The sequence below is a fragment of the Lysinibacillus sp. G01H genome (assembly GCF_028872195.1).
In the GTDB taxonomy this organism is placed as follows: Bacteria; Bacillota; Bacilli; order Bacillales_A; family Planococcaceae; genus Lysinibacillus; species Lysinibacillus capsici.
The window spans coordinates 2850148-2870480 of record NZ_CP118397.1; the positions used below are offsets into that span (position 1 = coordinate 2850148).

18 protein-coding genes and 2 riboswitches are annotated in these 20333 nt (G+C 39.4%); of the genes, 9 read left to right on the top strand and 9 right to left on the bottom strand.

What is annotated here, in order from left to right; all coding sequences use genetic code 11:
• The 4 genes from cobK to PSR12_RS14560 are packed head-to-tail and all read right to left on the bottom strand — an operon-like array spanning position 1 to position 3758.
• Positions 1 to 762 (bottom strand): precorrin-6A reductase, encoded by a 762-nt coding sequence (cobK, locus tag PSR12_RS14545; protein WP_221680212.1) that lies wholly within the window; start codon positions 760 to 762, stop codon positions 1 to 3.
• Positions 759 to 1700, bottom strand: a complete 942-nt coding sequence (locus tag PSR12_RS14550) for a sirohydrochlorin chelatase (RefSeq protein WP_274769499.1) — start codon at positions 1698 to 1700, stop codon at positions 759 to 761. Before PSR12_RS14550 ends, cobK begins: the two co-directional genes overlap by 4 nt.
• A gap of 14 nt (positions 1701 to 1714) precedes the next feature.
• A complete protein-coding gene (gene cobJ, locus PSR12_RS14555; RefSeq protein WP_221680210.1) occupies positions 1715 to 3382 on the bottom strand; it encodes a precorrin-3B C(17)-methyltransferase in 1668 nt (555 codons plus the stop codon).
• 4 nt (positions 3383 to 3386) lie between these two features.
• On the bottom strand, positions 3387 to 3758 hold the full coding sequence (locus PSR12_RS14560; RefSeq protein WP_274769501.1) for a (2Fe-2S) ferredoxin domain-containing protein: 372 nt from the start codon (positions 3756 to 3758) through the stop codon (positions 3387 to 3389).
• Positions 3759 to 3904: 146 nt separating this feature from the next.
• A riboswitch (cobalamin riboswitch) is annotated at positions 3905 to 4086 on the bottom strand.
• Between the two features lie 250 nt (positions 4087 to 4336).
• Positions 4337 to 4521, top strand: a riboswitch (cobalamin riboswitch).
• Positions 4522 to 4670: 149 nt separating this feature from the next.
• Between PSR12_RS14560 and PSR12_RS14565 the strand changes: the two genes are divergently transcribed.
• The 5 genes from PSR12_RS14565 to PSR12_RS14585 all read left to right on the top strand — a co-directional run bounded on the left by PSR12_RS14565 (position 4671) and on the right by PSR12_RS14585 (position 10985).
• Positions 4671 to 5417: an energy-coupling factor ABC transporter permease gene (locus PSR12_RS14565; RefSeq protein WP_004231293.1), complete on the top strand. Its 747-nt coding sequence runs from the start codon at positions 4671 to 4673 to the stop codon at positions 5415 to 5417.
• Positions 5418 to 5420: 3 nt separating this feature from the next.
• Complete coding sequence (locus PSR12_RS14570) at positions 5421 to 5693, top strand: energy-coupling factor ABC transporter substrate-binding protein (protein WP_009370241.1); 273 nt, start codon at positions 5421 to 5423, stop codon at positions 5691 to 5693.
• A 5-nt stretch (positions 5694 to 5698) separates the two neighbouring features.
• Entirely contained in the window at positions 5699 to 6472 is a 774-nt protein-coding gene (cbiQ, locus tag PSR12_RS14575; RefSeq protein ID WP_274769504.1) for a cobalt ECF transporter T component CbiQ, read from the top strand.
• Entirely contained in the window at positions 6469 to 7305 is an 837-nt protein-coding gene (locus tag PSR12_RS14580) for an energy-coupling factor ABC transporter ATP-binding protein (protein ID WP_274769506.1), read from the top strand. The genes cbiQ and PSR12_RS14580 overlap by 4 nt, the downstream gene beginning before the upstream one ends.
• Positions 7306 to 7484: 179 nt before the next feature.
• The gene (locus tag PSR12_RS14585; RefSeq protein WP_274769508.1) at positions 7485 to 10985 is read left to right on the top strand and encodes a S8 family serine peptidase; all 3501 of its coding nucleotides are present in this window, start codon (positions 7485 to 7487) and stop codon (positions 10983 to 10985) included.
• Positions 10986 to 11085: 100 nt separating this feature from the next.
• On the opposite strand, the gene PSR12_RS14590 is transcribed toward PSR12_RS14585, so the two are convergent.
• Together PSR12_RS14590 and PSR12_RS14595 are read right to left on the bottom strand one after the other, a co-directional pair.
• A complete protein-coding gene (locus PSR12_RS14590) occupies positions 11086 to 11526 on the bottom strand; it encodes a GNAT family N-acetyltransferase (protein ID WP_221680205.1) in 441 nt (146 codons plus the stop codon).
• A 118-nt stretch (positions 11527 to 11644) separates the two neighbouring features.
• A complete protein-coding gene (locus PSR12_RS14595) occupies positions 11645 to 12733 on the bottom strand; it encodes a glycosyltransferase family 4 protein (protein ID WP_274769511.1) in 1089 nt (362 codons plus the stop codon).
• 258 nt (positions 12734 to 12991) lie between these two features.
• On the opposite strand from PSR12_RS14595, the gene PSR12_RS14600 reads away from it, so the two are divergent.
• From PSR12_RS14600 to PSR12_RS14610, 3 genes are read left to right on the top strand one after another with little or no spacing between them, the layout of a single operon-like run.
• Positions 12992 to 13591: a glycosyltransferase family 2 protein gene (locus PSR12_RS14600; protein WP_016993848.1), complete on the top strand. Its 600-nt coding sequence runs from the start codon at positions 12992 to 12994 to the stop codon at positions 13589 to 13591.
• 30 nt (positions 13592 to 13621) lie between these two features.
• Complete coding sequence (locus PSR12_RS14605; protein WP_221680202.1) at positions 13622 to 14650, top strand: polysaccharide biosynthesis protein; 1029 nt, start codon at positions 13622 to 13624, stop codon at positions 14648 to 14650.
• A complete protein-coding gene (locus tag PSR12_RS14610; RefSeq protein ID WP_221680201.1) occupies positions 14647 to 15501 on the top strand; it encodes an SDR family oxidoreductase in 855 nt (284 codons plus the stop codon). Before PSR12_RS14605 ends, PSR12_RS14610 begins: the two co-directional genes overlap by 4 nt.
• Before the next feature lie 47 nt (positions 15502 to 15548).
• On the opposite strand, the gene PSR12_RS14615 is transcribed toward PSR12_RS14610, so the two are convergent.
• Genes PSR12_RS14615 through PSR12_RS14625 form a run of 3 tightly spaced genes read right to left on the bottom strand, consistent with a single transcriptional unit; the run spans position 15549 to position 19010 of the window.
• Positions 15549 to 16301 carry an alpha/beta fold hydrolase gene (locus tag PSR12_RS14615; protein ID WP_221680200.1) on the bottom strand — a complete coding sequence of 251 codons (753 nt, stop codon included), beginning with the start codon at positions 16299 to 16301 and terminating at the stop codon, positions 15549 to 15551.
• Between the two features lie 24 nt (positions 16302 to 16325).
• A complete protein-coding gene (locus PSR12_RS14620) occupies positions 16326 to 17564 on the bottom strand; it encodes a DNA polymerase IV (RefSeq protein ID WP_274769516.1) in 1239 nt (412 codons plus the stop codon).
• Positions 17565 to 17612: 48 nt separating this feature from the next.
• Positions 17613 to 19010, bottom strand: a complete 1398-nt coding sequence (locus PSR12_RS14625; protein ID WP_221680199.1) for an aminotransferase-like domain-containing protein — start codon at positions 19008 to 19010, stop codon at positions 17613 to 17615.
• Positions 19011 to 19137: 127 nt separating this feature from the next.
• Between PSR12_RS14625 and PSR12_RS14630 the strand changes: the two genes are divergently transcribed.
• Positions 19138 to 20301 (top strand): aminotransferase-like domain-containing protein, encoded by a 1164-nt coding sequence (locus PSR12_RS14630; protein WP_004231267.1) that lies wholly within the window; start codon positions 19138 to 19140, stop codon positions 20299 to 20301.
• Positions 20302 to 20333: the final 32 nt, after the last annotated feature.

The following is a 20333-nucleotide window of genomic DNA, read 5'->3' on the forward strand; positions in this document are numbered from 1 at the left end:
CTAAATTGTATGTTCAACAGCCTGTAATACTTCTTCAAATGTTGAATATTGTTGGCCGTATTGTATATTTGGTCGTGCAATAAGAATCGTTTCAATCTGGCATGCGAGAGCTGCCTCTAGCTTCTCATCAACTGAGCCCACTTTACCGCTTTCTTTGGTAATCATCAACGTCACTCCGTATTGACGAAATAGAGCTTCATTTAATTCCTTTGAAAACGGACCTTGAATAGCCACAATATCTCGCTGCGCCACGCCAAGTGCCTCACACTTTTCCATATTATCCAGTCGTGGAAGCATACGAGCGATTACTCTTGTGTTTTCTAAGCCCTGTAAAACCTTCGTAAATGTAGCGAGTGTTTTACTTCCTGTCGTTAGCATAATGACACCGCGTTTTTCTGCAGCTAGCTGAGCTGCCTCCTCATAATCCTTTACAACAGTAATCAAAGGATGGGCATAATGTTCATGAGCTCTTTCATAGCGAATATAAGGAATCTTTGCCTGCTCTGCCGCTGCCATCGCATTTTTAGAGGCTTCCTCCGCAAATGGATGAGAAGCATCTACCACCAATCGATAGCCCTGCTCGGTCATGATGGTCGCCATTTCCTCAGCGGTCAGTCTACCGATTAAATGTGGCAGGCCAACGTCAGCAAGACTAGAGGCTGCCGATTCAGTGACGACCGTAGCGGTTACTGCATAACCTGCACGTTGTAATGCTAGGGCTAGATCCCTTGCATCACTTGTCCCTGCTAACATGAAAATCATTTTACCGGCTCCTCTTCATGATGATGGTCATGGTCATGATCGTGATGGTCATGATGGTGATCGTGATGATGCGCATGATCGTGATGCGCATGTCCATGATCGTGATCATGATGGTGATGATGATGTGCATGTCCATGTACTGCCGCATAGGCACGATAATCTTCTAGATCTTGCATACCTGTTGATGTACCGTTGATTGCCTGTTCAATACGCTCTAATAAAACATTTTGTAAACGCTCATGGTAGCCAAAATAGTTAGCAATTTGTATATCACAATCTGGATAAAGTTCAGTAAACTTCTCACACATACAATGCATGCGTTCCATCAAAATGCCTGTGAATAAAAAGTATGGTAACATGATGATTTTTTTTGCACCTAGTTTGACACAACGTTCAATTCCTTCTTCAACTCGTGGATCTGTGACACCCATAAAAGCACTTTCTACGTATTTTACAGGTAGTTTTTCCCATAGAAGTCGTGTGATCTTATAAAAATCACCATTAGCAGATGGATCACTGCCACCTCGTGCAATCAATAAAATCGCTGTTTCTTCCTGCTCTTGTTCTGAATTAAAGCCAATTTCAGCTAGGCGATCTTGTAAAATGGCAAAGATTTCATCATGGATACCAATTGTTTGACCATATGTGAAGGTAATCGTTGGATAATGCTCACGCGCATGCTCGATTTCCGCTGGAATATGCAGTTTTGAATGGCCTGCATGTAGTAAAATGATTGGTATTACATGCACCTCTGTAGCTCCCTTTTTCACACAGTTTGTAATACCTTCTTCGATGTTCGGTGAAGCAAATTCAAGGAAACAAGTTTCCACTAAAAATTGTTCATCAATACGCGGTGTCATTTGTTCGATAAATGTACGAACCTCATCATTTCCTGCTGCTAAACGGCTCCCATGGCCGACAAATAAAATAGCTTTCATCTCTCTACTCCTTACTAGTCGCCGCACGGAGCCGGCTCTACTTTTATTTTGGAAGACATATCTTGATACGTAAAATGCAGTATCTTTTTCACACGTTTAAAATATTTAAATAAGCGTTCATTTGGATGAGCATTTGCTTTATATTCTTCAATAATATCTGTAATGAGTGGAATCAGCTGCTCGGGCTCCAGCCCTTCTACAACAGGCTGTGCTGCGTGAGCCGTACGACCGACTGGTTTTGCTCCAATAAAGACATCAAATTTACTTTTGCGGTAGACGATGCCAATATCATCAAATACAGCCCGATAACATGCCATACCACAGCCATTAAAGCCGATATTTAATGTCTTCGGTAAGGACATACCGCCTAGTTTTTCTTGTAATTCCTCTGCATATGGTATCGAATCAGCCTTTTCACCGTAGCAAAAATCACAAGCCTTCAGTGATAGCACATCACCAATCGGGGTTAATAAAAATCCTACTTCCTGTAATTTCTCTGTGATCTGTTCAGGGGCAGTCGTTGGTATTTTCAAATGAATTTGATGATCTGGTGTGTATTCCATCGTCCCCTCCTCCCCAACAACCTCTGCTAACGTCATCATTTGCTGGGGAGTAAAAAATTTATTGGCTACTCCAGGGCTTACTGCTAGTTCAAATATAGATTCTATTTTTTGCTGTACAAGCTTCGGTGTTACTTTGACTGCGCTTGTCCCTTTTACCATTGCGAGTGCCGCTGTAGCCATTTCAAGAGCTGTTTTTTTCGGCTTTGACGTAGCGGCTATACTGGGTTTGTTAAATCGTCCCGCATTAGGGTCAGCCGTAAAGTCATTTCGCGCTGTTCCTGTCTCTTGGTTCATTGCCCAAGGTTCATTTTCTTCGCGTAAACGTTGATGAGGACGTAATGGCTGTTTTTCTTCACCTAGGGTATATTTACGTTGGTAACCGCGTGGCGTGATCATCTTATTGTCATAGAAAAATGTTGATGAATTCCCGATAATAACTGTTGTCAGCATACCAATATCATGTTCTAGCATTTCTGCTAGTGTTGTCATGGTCACTTCTTGACGTTCTCGATAGGCACTTTTCACCAGCCCTACTGGTGTGTCTGGCGAACGATATTCTAAGAGAATTCGCTGAGCCTCGACAATTTGTCTTGTTCGACGACCACTTTTAGGATTGTATAAAGCAATGACAAAGTCTGCCATTGCAGCTGCCTCGACACGCTTTGCAATTAAATTCCAAGGTGTTAGATGGTCACTCAAGCTGATTGTACAAGCATCGTGCATAATGGGTGCACCAAGTATGCTAGCGCATGAATTAATCGCAGAAATCCCAGGAACAATTTCTACTTCAATTCCTGTTGCTTCTGTCCAGCCTAGCTCAATTAACACCTCATATACTAATCCCGCCATACCATAGACGCCTGCATCACCACTCGAAATCACCGAGACGATGCTCCCTGCTTCTGCTTGACGAACGGCTTCCTGTGCACGCGACACTTCTTCTGTCATGCCTGTACTAACAATCGATTTTGCACTTACTAAATCTTGAATCAGCTCTACATAGGTTTTGTAGCCTATAATCATATCACTTTGTTGTAATGCCTCTACTGCACGTGTCGTAATATGCTTAAAATCTCCAGGTCCAAAGCCTACTACGAAAATTTTTCCTTTTTGCGCCATGTTGTTACCCCTCTTTCACCTTTTCGATCCCTTTAATGGCAGTTGTTTGAGCAGTACGCTGTAATGTACCTTCATGAAGTGTAAAGACATGTTCGTTGTATAAGGATTCATGATATAAATCTTGTACTAGTGTTCTAGCATGCTCTGTTGATGGCACACGATACCAGTTTCCTTGGGGGTAGGCAATTACCACACAAGCATCCTTGCATCGTCCATTACAGCGCGTTCTTGTCGTATGTATTTCTTGATCGAGTGCTTGCCGCTGTATCTCATCTCGAATGGCTAAGGTAATTTCCTCCCCATCCTTTTTCATGCAGCTACTGCCATTGCAAATAAAGAGATGTGTTTTCATCCCCTCTAAATTCCAAGTTGTCATCTTCTGTCTCCCCTCATTTGCTTTTTGGAAAAAGAAAAACCTTTACTCTATAACGAAGAGTAAAGGTTTTGTAGAAGCCAAATAAAAACGAATAGCATGAAATACAGGTACTCGCTTTCGCTTCAACTTCTCCCTCCGAAAAGTTTGCATGCACAATCAAATAAGCAGGTTTCCTGACTTAAGCTTCATTTTACTATCGCACCTTCCCAAGTTTGCACCAGTGGCTTTGCGATTTCATCAGCTATTACAGTAGCGGGGGCTGTATTGGATTTTCACCAATTTCCCTATTATCTCGAGCTATTCGAGCACTTATTGACGTTTTATATGAAATTTTTATTAGAATTTTAAATAGAAAACTGTCTTTATCATATCTTATTTTTTTAAAATTTCAATATTTCTTTAAAAATTTATGACAAATTTATCAATTTTGAATGGAACTAGGTATGAAATTTATACAATCTATATAATTTGCCCATAAATCGTTATCAGAATATTCGCCATTGACCTTTAATTATAAAAATTTATAAAAGGTATAGCATATTTATGGAAATTCATGTTACACTTTGTCGTGAAATCTCACAATTTGAATGTTTTTCGGTGCAAAGTGCTTGTCATTTTGCTTAAAAGGGAAGCCGGTTTGAGTCCGGCGCGGTCCCGCCACTGTAATAGGGAGCTTTATAGAATATGTCACTGTCCAACGGATGGGAAGACCTATAAAGCATTGAACTAGAGCCAGGAGACCTGCCGAAAAATAAGTGATCGTTTCAGCCTACGAGGATAGGTGTGCGGCTTAGCAGATGAGAATGTTATTTGCTTTTTTAGCTATGCACTTTTCCACCAGTGGAGAAGTGCTTTTTTTAATTACGCACGCAATCTTCTAAAAATCTACTAATTAGTTAGGAGGAAAGCTTTTTGAAATTTTCATGGTGGAAACTTAGTTATTTTTTACTGGCCTTTTTAATCGTGCCAAAACGTGCCTTTGCCATGCATATCATGGAAGGTTTTTTACCAATCGAATGGGCTATTTTTTGGTGGGTCATCTCTATTCCATTTATCATTCTAGGATTGCGTTCTATTCGAAAAACCGTTGATGAAAATCCTGAAACAAAAATGCTTTTGGGGCTTTCAGGAGCCTTTGCCTTTGTGCTATCCGCCTTAAAAATCCCTTCTGTTACAGGTAGCTGCTCTCACCCAACTGGTGTAGGACTTGGGACAGTACTCTTTGGCCCTCTAGCAATGAGTGTAATTGGAACAATCGTTTTATTATTTCAATCTTTATTATTAGCTCATGGAGGAATTACAACTTTAGGGGCTAATGCCTTTTCTATGGCTATTGTTGGTCCTTTTATTGCTTACTTTGTCTTTAAAGGTGCTCAAAAAGTAGGCTTGTCATTTTCACTAGCCGTATTCTTTGCAGCTATGCTTGGTGATTTAGGTACATACATTGTGACTTCTGTACAACTAGCACTAGCCTTTCCTTCAGAGGTTGGAGGCTTTATGGCATCCTTTACAAAGTTTGCAGGTATTTTTGCCTTAACTCAAATTCCTTTAGCAGTGAGTGAAGGAATTTTAACGGTCATAGTGATGAATTTCTTAAAAAAATACAATATTAGCGAACTAAAAACTTTACGTGTTTTCTCAACAAAGGAGGCACATTAACAGATGAAAAAAAATTTATTGTTATTAGCAATTGTTGTGTTATTAGCCATCATTCCCTTGTTCATACAAAAAGGTGCTGAATTTGGTGGTGCTGATGGAGAAGCAGAAGCAGCTATTGGTGAAATCAATGCGGAATATGAGCCATGGTTTGAAAGTCTATGGGAGCCACCAAGTGGTGAAATCGAAAGCTTATTATTCGTGCTACAGGCAGCTATAGGTGCTGGCTTTATTGGCTACTTCATCGGCTATATGCGTGGCAAACACAAAGAAGGTTAACCATTATGTTACTCATTGATAAGTATGCCTATCTGAATAAGCTAGCGGCCGTTCATCCGCTAGAAAAAATGATATTTTCACTTGGATTACTTCTCATAACGCTCATCATGAGAGATGAACGACTTTCACTCATTACATTTTTTGTAATGAGTGCTTTTATCATTTTAGGTGCCAAAATTCCGCTTACATACTATGGCAAACTATTATTGCTACCTGGCTTTTTCTTATTAACAAGTCTTGTATCTATTTTACTTTCTTTTACATCATCAACGAATACACTCCCTGCCCATATTTGGTCGTTTACATGGAGGAATTGGACTGTTTTTATTGGGAACGCAAGTGTGTTATCAGCGCAACAGCTGTTCTTTATTGTCCTTGGCAGCATTAGTTGTTTATACTTTTTAATTCTAACTACTTCCGTACAAGGAATATGTTATGTGCTACGACAATGGCGACTCCCCTCTTTATTAGTGGAGCTCGTCGAACTAACCTATCGTTTTATTTTTATGTTTTTAGAAAGTATGCAAAATATACATCTCGCCCAGCAAGCACGTCTCGGCTATCATTCACCGATGCAATGGCTACGCTCTGTCTCCATGCTTATTATGGCATTATTTGTGGAAATGTTTCAACGTAGCCGGGAGCTCAACAACGCCATGCAATCACGTGGAGGCGAGGCTGTCTACTGGCAAGATATGGGCTCTTATAGCAAGAAAAATTGGCTAGGCATGGCAGCAATTTTACTAGTCCTCATCGTATACGGAGGGTATTTCACATGACAACGTTTTATTTTAAACTCAACCAATTATCTTATGCCTATGCGGATGGTACGAAGGCGTTATCAGATATTACATTAAACATTCCAAAAGGTAAAAAAATCGCCATACTCGGGCATAATGGCGCGGGAAAATCAACCTTATTTCAGCATCTTAATGGTATTTTAAAACCTACAGCTGGGTCGATTTTATTCGAAGGCCACGGTCTGGAATATAATCGAAAAGCTTTAAAGACCCTACGCCAAAAAGTCGGCATTGTTTTTCAGAATGCAGATCATCAGCTTTTTTCAGGGACCGTCAAGCAAGATATAGCATTTGGCCCATTAAATCTCGGCTGGTCTACTGAAAAAACGGAAGAAAAAATAGCTTGGGCCGTTGCGCAAACCGAAGTGGAAGATTTGCTTGATAAACCCATTCATTTTTTAAGCGTAGGTCAGAAAAAACGTGTAGCAATGGCAGGTGTTTTAGCGATGGAGCCCTCTGTCCTTTTGTTAGACGAACCAACAGCAGGTCTTGATAATTATTATGCTACACAAGTATTACAATACTTAGCCAAATTAGAGGATGGTGAGAGAACCATTTTACTAGCAACCCATGACATACCTCTCGCTTATGAATGGGCCGATCTAATCATTGTTATGGAGGCTGGAAAAATCATTTACAACGGTGATCCAATCACCTTGTTTTATGAAGACGAATTGTTACATCGCGCGCATCTTGAACGTCCATGGATTTTTGAAATGGTCATAGCTTTGCAAAAAAAGAAGCTATTGCAGGAAAATATCAAAATCCCTCGTTCCAAGCAGGAGTTACAACAATTAATAGAACAGATTTAAAGCTTTTAACAATGCTAGGTATACGAAAAACAAGCCGTGTTTAGCTGTCCGTTTTTTCGTTATACCTACCAAAAATTAAAATAGCAAAGAAAAATTTTCCTCCATTACGAAACTTTTCTAATCTTTGTCCGTATTAATATAGTCGAGACTTAATTTATAACACCAAGGAGAGATAACAATTGAAAAGTTGGTATAAAAAATCAGTCGCTGTTGTAGCATCCGCTGCACTCATGGTTCCTGCTGCTTCTGCCTTTGCTGAGGCACCACAGCATAAAGCGAAAAACATGCTGGCAAACAGTGCAAAACAAACAGAGAAGAATGAAGAAAAATGGATGAGTAAGGATACAATTGTTATCAAGCATTCAGGTCTTGATAAAAACGTACATAAAAAAATTGGCTCCAAGGTCATCCGCTCCATTCCTTCATTAGGTTATGATGTTGTACAACTAAATAAAGGCGTATCAATCGAAAAAGCCGTCTCTTACTATTTAAAGCAAAACGGGATATCTAGTGTGTCTCCTAGCTACGTCTATCATTCTTTCAATAATGAAGCTGATCCTAAGAAACAAGAGATGTATCATTTAAACCTACTGCAAATGGATAAGGCACTAGAATTAGCAGGCAACCATGATGTCACAGTTGCTGTCATTGATTCTGGTGTAGATTTTAAACACCCCGATCTAAAGTCACAAGTACTCCCACCCTATAATGCAGCAGCACCTGCCGATACTACTTATTCAGGCGATCACGGAACACATGTGGCAGGTATTATCGCCGCAGCAAAAGATAATGGCGTAGGTGGGCACGGGGTTAATCCGAAAGCAAAGTTACTGCCAATTGATGTATTTAACGGCAAAGAAGGTGCTAATGATTTCATTATTGCACAGGGTATTCTTTATGCAATTGAGCAGGGCGTTGACGTTATTAATATGAGTTTAGGAGGCTATGGTGAATCTCCCCTGATGAAGGAAGCCGTTCAGAAAGCGATTGATAGTGGTATTACAATTGTGGCAGCCGCAGGAAATGAATCGACAGATGAATATTCCTTCCCCGCTTCTTTCGAAGGTGTCATTAGTGTTGGTTCAACAAATGAACGCAACAAACTATCAAGCTACTCCAATTACGGCCCGTCTGTTGATATTGTTGCACCAGGTGAAGACATTTATAGTACCGTTCATGATGCGAAGAAAGGATCTTCTTTTGTCAAGTTTAGTGGAACATCCATGGCCTCTCCTGTCGTGGCAGGTATCGCCTCTCTTCTTAAATCAAAAAACCCATCTTTAAAACCGCATCAAATAGAAGCGATTTTAGAAATGACAGCACAAGATTTGGGCGAGAAAGGTTATGATCTTACTTATGGTCACGGATTAGTTGACCCTGTAGAAGCATTACAATTTGATTTAAATAAATTACCAAAGCATTATTCAGAGACAAAGGAAGATCGCATTCAAAACGCCAAGGTCCTTACTAAAAATAAGCTAAATACAGAACAAGGTACTTTTGAACAGCAAGACGAAAAGAAATGGTATAAAGTCGATCTTGAAGAAAATGAATATGCTCAATTGACATTAAAAGGCGCTGACAAATACGACTATGCCTTTGATTTATATTTCTACCCAAATAGCGGGATTGGTGATGTAGAGCCTATCCATGTCAACGATGTTCGCGTAGGAAAAAAAGAAGGTTATCTATTTAAAGCAGATCAAAAGGGAACGCTTGTCATTGGTGTCAAAGATCATAATGGAAGCTATAGTTTAAAAGGCAAATCTACTTACATTTTCACAGCACAAACGACGAAGGACTTACCAATTGATACAGTAGACAAGTCTACGATGGAGCCTATTAAAAAGTTCCCATATAGTACAGCAGGTAAAAACTATACATTACTGTCAAAAGATCAACAACAAGATCAAGATTACTTCACGTTCTCAGTCAAAAAACCGACGACGTTACAATTTGATCTATCGGGAATTCCAGGTGTCACTGCCTCTATGGAGCTTTATCTGAAAGATGACTTTAATCCTGTGCCACCAGAAGAAATCGATCAAGCTGAAAATGAGGAAGGTGAAGAAGAAGAAGCCTATCCAATGCAGACCGCTTATGGTACTGCAAAAGGTGAACCGGTTCGTATGATTATCGATGCTGTTCCAGATCAAGAGTACGTTTTAAGTGTATCTAATGAAAGTAATAGCGAGTTTTCTATGGAGATGTTCTTTAGTGGCGGCATCGAAAAAGAAGAAACGATCAGTGAATCAATGATCCCTTACACATTAAAAGGTGAAGTAGTTTCCCTCCCACCTGATGAGGATGGTCTACCTGTAGATGAAGCCATGATCGAAGAAAATATCCCTGAGGGCCAATTACCACTTACAGAAAACAACATAAAAAAACGTAATGAAATTGACAGCTTGATGAGCATGTTAATGAATCCTACAGCTTCAGGCAATCTAGAAAATGTTGACCCTATCATTAAACAGGCAATCCGCTTTGAAATAGGCGAGGATCAAAAAGCTTATTTCCAAACAGATTATGACGAGGATTATTTCTTATTCAAAGCGAAGGAAGACGCTCTTTATAGCTTCAGCTTTATGAAAGGCATGAATCAAATGCCTGCAGGTACAGTATTTGAATATGATGAAAAAACAAAGGAATTAATTCCCGTTTCTTCCTTAACAAACGATCTTGGCATACTGGCGCTACTACTTGGTTCAGTTGGCAACGAGGACGATGCAAAGGTTATTCCATTGAAAAAGGACAAAACCTACGTGGTAGCAGTTGTCAATGCTGGAGAACGATCTGCTGAGCCTTATACATTGAAAACAAAGAAAATAGGCGATATTCCAGCAGAGTACAATCCAAACAATCATGAGGAAGCAAAAGCGCTAAAAATTCAACCAGGTACTACTTATAAAGACCACCTGATTTATCAAGATGATGTAGATTATTACTACTATAAGCAACAAGGAAATGACGAGGTCATGAGTCTGCTTCTTTCTTCGGTTCCCTTTACAAATGAACAATTAGCTCAGCTACCTAAGGAACTACAAAAAGACTTAAAATTTGCAGGAGCTATCATCGAAGATACGAACGGCAATATGAAGATTGATGCCAAAGAAATGGAAACAGAAATTCCATTTGGACTAGGTGATAATATTCTTGAAATGTTACTTGGAATGATGGGTACAAACGATGTAAATACATCGTTTAAGGCGAAGAAGGATCGAGGTTATTTTATTCTAGTCAACAGCATGGGACTTGGCCAAGTATCGATTCAGCCCTATTCATTAACATTGTTTGATCATAAGCTTGTAGATGAAGATAAGGATTCAAAATTAGTAAATGGAGTACCTAGCAAGCCATCTGTTCTTGTGAAAAAGGATGAGAAATGGGTTGCAACGCAATATTTAAATGCAGGTATACCATTTGGCGATAAAGACTATTTTGAATGGAATAACGACCAGAAACGCGAAGTCTTCTTCTCGCTTCAAACAGAAAAGGCGTTGGATGGTGTTATTCGAGTATTAGATGCAAATGGAAAAACCGTCAAAACATTCGATCTTTACGGAGTTGGAGACGCCGAGGTTGGTACTGTGGAGCTGGATGCGGGTAAATATTATATTGAAGTAAGTGAGTTTGATGGCAAAGCTAGCACACAACCTTATACACTTGAAATAAAATAGAAGAAATCAAACAAAATCCCTTAGATCCTAACGATCTAAGGGATTTTTAGGATATGAAAGAAGCATTTTCATCCAACGGTGAAACGCTCGCCAGTTCAGCTTACATAAAATATTTAACATAATTACAATATTCATCTTGTTTCATTTGTAGCTTTTCATAAAGCTTGCGGGCATTTACATTATCAGCCGCCGTTTGTAACGTGACATAGCGAGCAGATTGTTGCTCACAATAATGAAATACCTTTTCCATCAATGCCTTGCCCACCCCTAGGCCTCTAGCATCTTCTGTTACATAAATATCATTTAAAATATAGGCACGCTGTAAAGCAATGGACGAAAATGTTGGATATAATTGTGTAAATCCAATCATCTTGTCATCCACCAGCGCGATAAAAATGACAGATTCTTTCAAGGCTAATCGTAATTGTAAAAATGCCTTGGCACTGCTTATATCTGACTCAATTCCATAAAATTGACGATATTCATCAAACAGTTTTGATAAGTCCTCTAGTTCATTCATTGTTGCTTGTAGTATTTCCATTCTAGTCTCCCCTTGTGTCTACCCATGATTGTCTAGCTTTATAAAACTAGCTTTTATTATATAGGAAATACTGGTATAAAGAAAAGAATACTCCTCTCAATCCAGAAAAGATTCACTTTTATTCACCTAAATAATTGGCAACCTTCTTGACGATCTGCCTCCAATTTAATTCCTTGCTGGCAAATGCTTGAAGCTGGACACAAGTATCTGCCAACAATGGTTCCTGTGCTGCAACTTGTTGCAATGTCCGACCTATTGCCTCCCAATCATGTGTAGGATGGATTGTACCAAAACGCTGTTGTTGTGTAATATCAGCAGCACCATCCACATCTGTTGTCACGATATAGCAACCATTTTTAGCTGCCTCCGCAAACACATGGGCATAGCATTCGACTAAAGACGTTAAGCAAAAAATTTTAGCCTTGCGATACTCCTCCTCTAGCTTTACCTTATCAAAAATAGGTCCTACTATCGTCACTTGAGCGGCAAGCGGATGATTATCTAGTAATAGTCTCAGCTCTTCTTGAAATGAGACTGACATCGACCCTACTAAACGAAGCTCCCAATCTGGCAGTTGTGCTGCGAGAAATGCCTTGACTGTCAAAATTGTTTGCTTCTCTGGTGCATCCAATCTCCCAACTGTTAGAATTCTATTTTCTTTCTCGTGAAACGGCACTGGCTCTGTGGGAAAATGTTCATAAAAACCATTGGGTATATGTTTAACATCTAATTGTGAAAAGTCTTTGATTACTGTTTGAATAGATATACATTCAGAGGTAAGGAGATCACAAAGCTGTAACAACTCTAAAAAATAGGGATAGGTTTTTAAACGATTTAGCCAGAATCGATTAACATCTAATTTCATATAAATTTTGCCATGTGGATTAAAGTGCTTATAGGTTTTCAAAATAGCTAAATAGGATGGATAGGGTCCAATAGCAAAGGCAATGTCGATGTCCCTTGCATGCTGGGCTAAATAGGCATTCATATTCGCCACATAATCATCTTCAAATGCTACAGACTCAAATTTCACAGTGGGAAAGACTTGTTGAAGAAGAGCTTCATTCATTTCTGTCGTGACAATAGTGACCTCATAGCCTAAATGTTCCCCCAGTAAAATAGGCACTAGACACAAATCTTTGAAAATATGGGCATCCGAAAGTTTGTAAGATTCCACGCTACAAATAAATGCTATCCTTTTTGTCATCGTATCCCTCTTTCTAAAAAAAGCGCTCTTGCTAGTTTATGAACTCTCTTGCTAAACGTGCTTATGTTAGTAAATTTTCGCCTTTCTTATGCCATATCTCTAGTAAACATAAAAATTCTATCTAAAAACGACTCTCTTAAAAACACCCTAAAATAAGCAATTGCCTACAGTAGCACTACGTCTACGCATATTGTATTAAAGGATCTACTCAGTCACATAGAACAACTCTACTAATGAACATAGAAATGGAGGGATCAGATGAAGATTAGTTTTTTATCACCTGCATTTAATAGCGAAGAATGGATCGTAACGATGCTTGATAGTATTCCTAAAGAATATGCCTATGAAATTATCGTGGTGGATGATGGCTCTACAGACAATACGCTAGCTATTTTACAGGATTATCAGAAAAACTGTGCGGCTTTAAAAATCATCGTGCACCCAACGAATTTAGGTGCAAGTGTTGCCTACAATCGATGCATTGCAGAAGCGACAGGAGATTATATAGCCATCATCGATAGTGATGACCACTATTTACCTGCTATTCGCAATGTACTTGCACAAGTGGATGGCACATTTGATATTTACTATTACAACATGATTATTAAGAATGGCTTTGCTTTTATTAAAGATGAATCCAACCGCTATTCCTTACCTGGGCAATTTAAGATCATCAGGAGAAGTTTAATTGGAGATGCGAAATTTACGATACGCAAAGATATTGCAGGAGATTGGGATTTTAATTGCGCCCTGATGGATAAAAATCCGACAAGTAAATATACTAACGAATTTGCTTATTGGTACAACTACCCTAGAGAGAACTCTGAATGTGACCTACATCAAAGAGGATTAAAATAATAGCATGCAGGAGGTGTAACGAACTATACAATGTTTACAGATAAAATATTATTGATTACTGGAGGCACGGGCTCTTTCGGGAACGCTGTATTGAAGCGATTCTTAAATACGGATATCAAGGAAATTCGGATTTTTTCAAGGGATGAAAAAAAGCAAGATGATATGCGGAAACACTATCAGCATACTAAAATCAAATTTTATATCGGAGATGTCCGCGATATCCAAAGCATTCACAATGCGATGTATAATGTTGACTATGTATTTCATGCCGCCGCTCTCAAGCAAGTTCCCTCCTGCGAATTTTTTCCCTTAGAAGCTGTGAAAACCAATATTTTAGGAACGGATCACGTACTAACAGCTGCCATTCAAGCTGGTGTTAAGAAAGTCATTTGCCTTTCAACAGATAAGGCCGCGTACCCCGTCAATGCGATGGGTATATCCAAGGCAATGATGGAAAAAACGTTTATTGCGAAGTCACGAATGGTTGATCCTCACCATACCCTAATTTGTGGCACTAGATACGGCAATGTCATGGCTTCACGAGGCTCTGTTATCCCATTATTTATTGAACAAATAAAGGCTGGGAAACCTTTAACGATTACGGACCCTCATATGACACGTTTTATGATGAGCCTTGAGGAGGCGGTAGAATTGGTACTGTACGCATTCAAACATGCTCAAAACGGGGATATTATGGTGCAAAAATCACCTGCTGCCACAATAGAAAATTTAGCACAGGCTTTACTTGAGATCTTTCAAGCGAACAACGCCATGCAAATTATCGGAACACGGCACGGAGAAAAAATGTATGAAGTATTATGTACGAAGGAAGAAGCGGCAAAAGCTATTGATATGGGCCATTTCTATCGAATCCCAGCGGATAATCGGGATTTAAATTATGGAAAATATCTCGATGAGGGCTCTCCAAAAATTACATTAACGGATGAATATAACTCGAACAATACCCCACAATTAAGTGTGGCTGACATTAAAGTAAAGCTATTAACATTGCCTCTTATACAAGAAGAGCTCCTTCATTGGACAGGAGGAAAACCATGAAATTTTTAGTGCTCGGTGCTACAGGCATGGCTGGTCATACCATTGCGATCTATTTATGCGAACAAGGGCATGATGTAACAACATACTCTCGCACCCCTTTTCCCTATGGCAATAATCGAACAGGTGATGTGACAGACTCCCATTTCTTAAGGTCGCTACTACTAGACAATGAGGTAGATGTCGTCATTAATTGTATTGGTGTTTTAAACAATGCTTGTGAGGCTCATCCTGCCCAAAGTGTTTTACTGAATAGCTATTTACCGCATGCCATTGTATCTCTTCTTGAAAATCGTCACACAAAGCTTATTCATCTAAGTACCGACTGCGTATTTTCAGGCAAAAGTGCTCCCTACTATGAAAATAGTGTACTAGACGGGGAAACCATTTATGACCGCACCAAAGGTATAGGGGAAGTGAATAACGACAAGCACCTAACATTTCGTAATTCTATAATTGGTCCTGATTTGAAAAAGGATGGCATCGGACTCTTCAATTGGTTTATGCAACAAAAAAGTCCCGTCTATGGCTATTCGGGTGCTATTTGGACGGGAGTGACAACACTTACTTTGGCTAAAGCCATTGAACGTGCTGCACAACAAGATTTAACAGGACTCTATCATCTCGTCAATACGACAAATATTTCTAAACACGATCTACTGCATCTATTTAATAAGCACTTTCTTAACAACAGTATAAAAATTCTTCCTCATCACCTTGTCCATGTCAATAAAACATTAATAAATACAAGAAATGACTTTTCATTTATTGTCCCTAGCTACGAGGAAATGATGATAGAGATGAAGGAATGGATATTGCAGCATAAAGATTTATATCCTCACTATTTTCAATGATCCATACATCAACTCCATTATGGATGACGATTCGTAATGGGGTTTCCCTACCGAATAACTGTCCCCTCAGGTAATTGACCATCCTTAATCCAATTCTCTACAAAGCGATTAAAAAATGCAGGCTGGGCTAATGAGACGCCGTGACCGATGTTCTTCAATAACACACCCTTGCTATTTGGATGACTTCGCACAAGTGCTTTAGCGGATTTTCTCATGTTGCTTTTCTCTTTTTCTCCCACAGTTATTAGGATCTTTCCCTGAGCTTTGTTAAAGTCAGCTGGGATGGAAAACGACATATTTTCTCGCAAAATTTGAATCAATGTATCTACTTTCATCGTGGCACTCTCTTGATAGTAACGCTCAAAATAATCTTCTTGAATGTACAGGGCTTTTGCTTGAAGTTTCGCAAATGTTTTATTTTTTATAAGCGGAAATGACAGCCGAATAAACGGTTGAAGCATCCTTTCTACTGTAGGAGAGGGTATCACGAGCGCACTATTGATGATCGTAAAATCGATTAAACTAGGCTGTAGACTTAGCATTTGAATAGCGATTTGCGCTCCTAAAGAGAAACCAATTACTATAACAGGCTTCCCATTGGCGTTTTTCTCAATAAGGAGAAGAAGCTCTTTCGCACTTTGTTCAATGGAAAATGGATTGTGTGTCATTAGCTCAGGTATAACACAGTGATAATGGGAAAAATGGTGAACTTGCTGATCCCACATCCACCCTCCAACGCCTCCTCCATGAATAAACATCATGAAAGGATTGTTAGCATCCCCATACTCCTTGTATTGCATAGATACACCTACTTTCATTCTATCTCATTCATGGTCATCTAAAAAATCTTTACTAAAGCTCGTTTGTGATTGATAGGAGGAACGTTTTCCTAAATCTACACCACGTTTTATAATCCCCTTGCCAAACCGTCCCTCAATTTCATCGACAAGCTTGAGAATCGGTTCATCTTTCGCATGCTCTTGAAAATCAAATATCGATAATTGCTGTGAATAATCTTTACGATCCACCACATTGGAAACCGTTACACCAAGTAATCTTACAGGAGATTCATCCCAATGCTTATCAAATAAAGTACAAGCAATGTCGTAAATTTCTTCATAACGATACAGGACATTGGACATTGTTTTCGAACGCGTATGATTATGCCAATCAGCGTCACGAATTTGAATGCTTACAGTGGAACCTGCTAAGCGCTTGGCATCAAGACGCTCCACCACTTTCTTACATAGACCTTCGATTGTTTTATGAAGTGTACGAACATCTGTTACATCTTCTGGTAATGTTGTTGAATTCCCAACGCTTTTCGTATCAAAGATTGCCTCAGGATCGACCATGCGCTGATCCACTCCATTGGCCCTTGCTCGAAGCCGTACCCCATTCTTCCCTAAAATTCGCTTCATTTTAAATTCTTCTGTCTTAGCTAAATCACCTATTGTAAAGATGCCTTGTGCATTTAATTTTTTAGCAGTACTTGCTCCAATCCCATGCATGTTGACAACCTCACGATGCCATAATTGCTGTTCAATATCCCGTATTCGTAGTACGGTAATCCCCATTGGTTTCTTCATATCAGAGGCTGTTTTCGCTAAAAATTTATTCGGTGCAATACCGATGGAACAAGGTAAATCCAGCTCAGCTAAAATGCGCGCTTGTATTTCCTGGGCAATACTTAAGGCATGCCGTTCCTTGCTTAGCTCAGTCACATCCAAGTAGCCCTCATCAATCGAAACAGGCTCTACTAATGGTGTATAGCTTCGAAGAATGGTGAACATTTCTTTAGATGCATGACGATACTTTTGAAAATCTGGAGGTAATAACAATAGCTCAGGACATTTACGCTTCGCTTCATGAACAGTCATCGTTGTATAAATGCCTAGCGCTCTTGCTTCATATGAACAAGTTACTAAAATGCCACGCCGCTCCTTTGGGTTTCCTGCAATTGCGATAGGCTTCCCCCTTAAACTTGGGTCATGTGCTTGCTCCACAGAAGCATAGAAACTGTTCATATCCACATGCAAAATAACACGCCCTTTATGTGCCATGTTCATCACCTCGTTTCTTTCTTAGCCTTATTATACGCCCCATAACCTCTAATCAACAAATGCATAATCACCATTACTTTCAAGGAGGTCCTTTAAAATAATTAACGCTTGCTCAAGTTGAGATTCTGGCGCTGCAATGGCTAAACGAACGGCATTGACAGGCTTTGTGTTCCCTACGGCAAAGCGTTCCGCTGCATAGACTTGTACACCAGCTTTCGAAGCTAACAATTCAAATTGAACACCCGTAAATTTGTCAGGCAATTGGAGCCACCTAAAAATACATTCCTCATCCCCTAATATGTGATAATCCCCTAAATACTGATCGACAAGCGCATTTTGCTGCTTGGCATATGCTCGGTGTTTTTCTAATATCGTTTGGGCAACACCTTCATGGATTAATCGTGCTGCAAGCTCCAGCATGATAGGAGAAACGGAAATGTTGATATTATAGAGCGTTTCCACTATTTTTTTTCGTAGCGCAGGCGGTGTCACAAGGAAGGATAATCGTAAACCAGGTGATAGTGTTTTAGATAGGCTAGCAATGTAAATAACCTTATCGGGTGCATAAGAAGCAATCGGAGCAAGTGGTTGCTCCTTGAGAAAGCTATAGATAGCATCCTCGATCACAAGCAAATCCTTCTGTCTTGCCACATCTGCAATCATTTTTCTTGTTTCTACTGACATCGTATGAGTCGTTGGGTTATGAAAATCAGGGATCACATAGACTCCTTTGATATGCTCATTTTTACAAGCATATAGTAATCCTTCTTTTGTCATTTCACCCTGACATTGTTGGATAGCCACAAGCTGGATACCGAGCATATTTGCAGCTGTTTTAATGCCTGCATAAGTAATTGGATCTGTACCAATGCGGTCGCCTGGCTGAAATAAAGCTGCAAGGGTTCCTACAATGGCATTTTGTCCGCCTGCTCCTAGAAGAATTGGCTGATCTGTTTGAAAATTTACTAGTTCGAGTAGCTTCATCACGGCTTCGTTTTGCCATGCATTGCCCTCAGGTCGTCCATATTGAAATAGCATGCTAAAACTAGGTTCGTTTATCATTTTCTTCATAAAGCGTGTAATATCATCATTAACAAAATTATCTGGTAAAACAGAGCCCATTTCAATGATAGGTGTGGCATGGTTGGTTGGGAGTAACATTTTATTGCTAGCCGCATCTGTTGAAACGAATGTACCGCTGCCAATCGAGGCATAGATTAATCCTTTTTGGCCACAAAGCTTAAAGGCTCTTGTAATTGTACTCAAATTCACATCTAAAAAATCAGCTAATTCACGCTGGGGTGGCAATTTTGTACCGGGTACTAGCTTTCCATCCTTGATATCTTGTTCTAGCTGATGTGCGATGGCTATATATAACGGAGCAGAAATATTGCTAATATCCGGCTTCCAACTCATTGGATACTCGTCAAATGAATTAATAGGCATTCACTAGCCCTTCTTTCTCTTAATTTGCATACAATAGTTTAATTGTCTTGCATACAATGATAATATTGTATGCACACGATGACAATGATATAATTTTTAAAAAATCAGAAAAAAAGGACCGATAATTATGCAATATTCTGAAAGAATCTTAAAAACACCATCCTCATTTATTCGAAATATTTTAAAAGTGACAGATGCAGAGGACGTTATTTCCTTTGCAGGTGGGCTTCCAAACCCTATTTCTTTCCCGATTGATGCATTGAGAGCATCCGTAGATCATGCTATTACAGTAAATGGCAGTCGATTATTCCAATATTCATCTACACAGGGTTATGCACCATTGCGCGAATATATTGCCGCGAAATATCAACGTCTCCATGGACTTGATGTACATGCTGACGATGTTTTTATTACTACAGGTTCACAGCAAGCGCTTGAACTTATTGGTAAAGTACTTATCAATAAAGGCGATGGCATTATCATCGAAGAGCCAGGTTACCTAGGGGCTATCCAAGCCTTTACTTTAACAGAGCCAACTTTCCATGGTGTTACGCTAGAAAATGATGGCCTAAACTTAGAAGAGCTAGAGCGTGCCCTACAACAACCAAATGTAAAATTCATTTATACGGTGCCGAACTTCCAAAACCCAACAGGACTCACATATTCGAAAGAAAAGCGTGAGCAAATTTGTGAAATAGTAGCAAAATACGATGTTGCTTTAATTGAGGATGATCCATACGGGGAGCTACGTTTCCAAGGGGAGCCACTTCCATATATCGGTGCTGGTAAATTAGAAAATAGTATTTTACTAGGTTCTTTCTCTAAAACGGTCACACCAGGTATGCGTCTCGGCTTTATTATCACAAAAAACAAAGAGCTTTTGCAGCATATTGAAACAGCAAAGCAAGCGTCTGATCTTCATACTAATATTTTTTCACAATATGTTATCTACGATTACTTAGCAAGTAATGATTATACAGAACATGTAAAGAAAATTATTGCTTTATATAAAAATCAGTCGGATGCGATGCTTGATGCGATGCAGGAGTTTTTCCCTGCCCATGTTGAATATACACGACCTGAGGGTGGCATGTTCATTTGGGCAACAATGAAGGACGGTACACCGGCCCTTGATGTATTCAATAAAGCGATGGAACAAAAGGTAGCCTTCGTGCCTGGCGATCCATTCTATACATCAAAAACGAATGTGAATACAATGCGCCTTAACTATACAAATGCAACACCTGAAGTCATCCGTGAGGGAATTAAACGTTTAGCTAGTATTTTATAAAACGAAAACGTATAAACGCTGTGAAAAGCGTT

Coding starts and splice junctions, on each gene's coding strand:
- PSR12_RS14580 (WP_274769506.1), top strand. CDS start 6,469: ATGACAACGTTTTATTTTAAACTCAACCAATTATCTTATGCCTATGCG.
- PSR12_RS14615 (WP_221680200.1), bottom strand. CDS start 16,301: ATGCAATACAAGGAGTATGGGGATGCTAACAATCCTTTCATGATGTTT.
- PSR12_RS14550 (WP_274769499.1), bottom strand. CDS start 1,700: ATGAAAGCTATTTTATTTGTCGGCCATGGGAGCCGTTTAGCAGCAGGA.
- PSR12_RS14600 (WP_016993848.1), top strand. CDS start 12,992: ATGAAGATTAGTTTTTTATCACCTGCATTTAATAGCGAAGAATGGATC.
- PSR12_RS14610 (WP_221680201.1), top strand. CDS start 14,647: ATGAAATTTTTAGTGCTCGGTGCTACAGGCATGGCTGGTCATACCATT.
- PSR12_RS14620 (WP_274769516.1), bottom strand. CDS start 17,564: ATGGCACATAAAGGGCGTGTTATTTTGCATGTGGATATGAACAGTTTC.
- cobJ (WP_221680210.1), bottom strand. CDS start 3,382: ATGGCGCAAAAAGGAAAAATTTTCGTAGTAGGCTTTGGACCTGGAGAT.
- PSR12_RS14625 (WP_221680199.1), bottom strand. CDS start 19,010: ATGCCTATTAATTCATTTGACGAGTATCCAATGAGTTGGAAGCCGGAT.
- PSR12_RS14560 (WP_274769501.1), bottom strand. CDS start 3,758: ATGACAACTTGGAATTTAGAGGGGATGAAAACACATCTCTTTATTTGC.
- cbiQ (WP_274769504.1), top strand. CDS start 5,699: ATGTTACTCATTGATAAGTATGCCTATCTGAATAAGCTAGCGGCCGTT.
- PSR12_RS14595 (WP_274769511.1), bottom strand. CDS start 12,733: ATGACAAAAAGGATAGCATTTATTTGTAGCGTGGAATCTTACAAACTT.
- PSR12_RS14590 (WP_221680205.1), bottom strand. CDS start 11,526: ATGGAAATACTACAAGCAACAATGAATGAACTAGAGGACTTATCAAAA.
- PSR12_RS14630 (WP_004231267.1), top strand. CDS start 19,138: ATGCAATATTCTGAAAGAATCTTAAAAACACCATCCTCATTTATTCGA.
- PSR12_RS14570 (WP_009370241.1), top strand. CDS start 5,421: ATGAAAAAAAATTTATTGTTATTAGCAATTGTTGTGTTATTAGCCATC.
- cobK (WP_221680212.1), bottom strand. CDS start 762: ATGATTTTCATGTTAGCAGGGACAAGTGATGCAAGGGATCTAGCCCTA.
- PSR12_RS14605 (WP_221680202.1), top strand. CDS start 13,622: ATGTTTACAGATAAAATATTATTGATTACTGGAGGCACGGGCTCTTTC.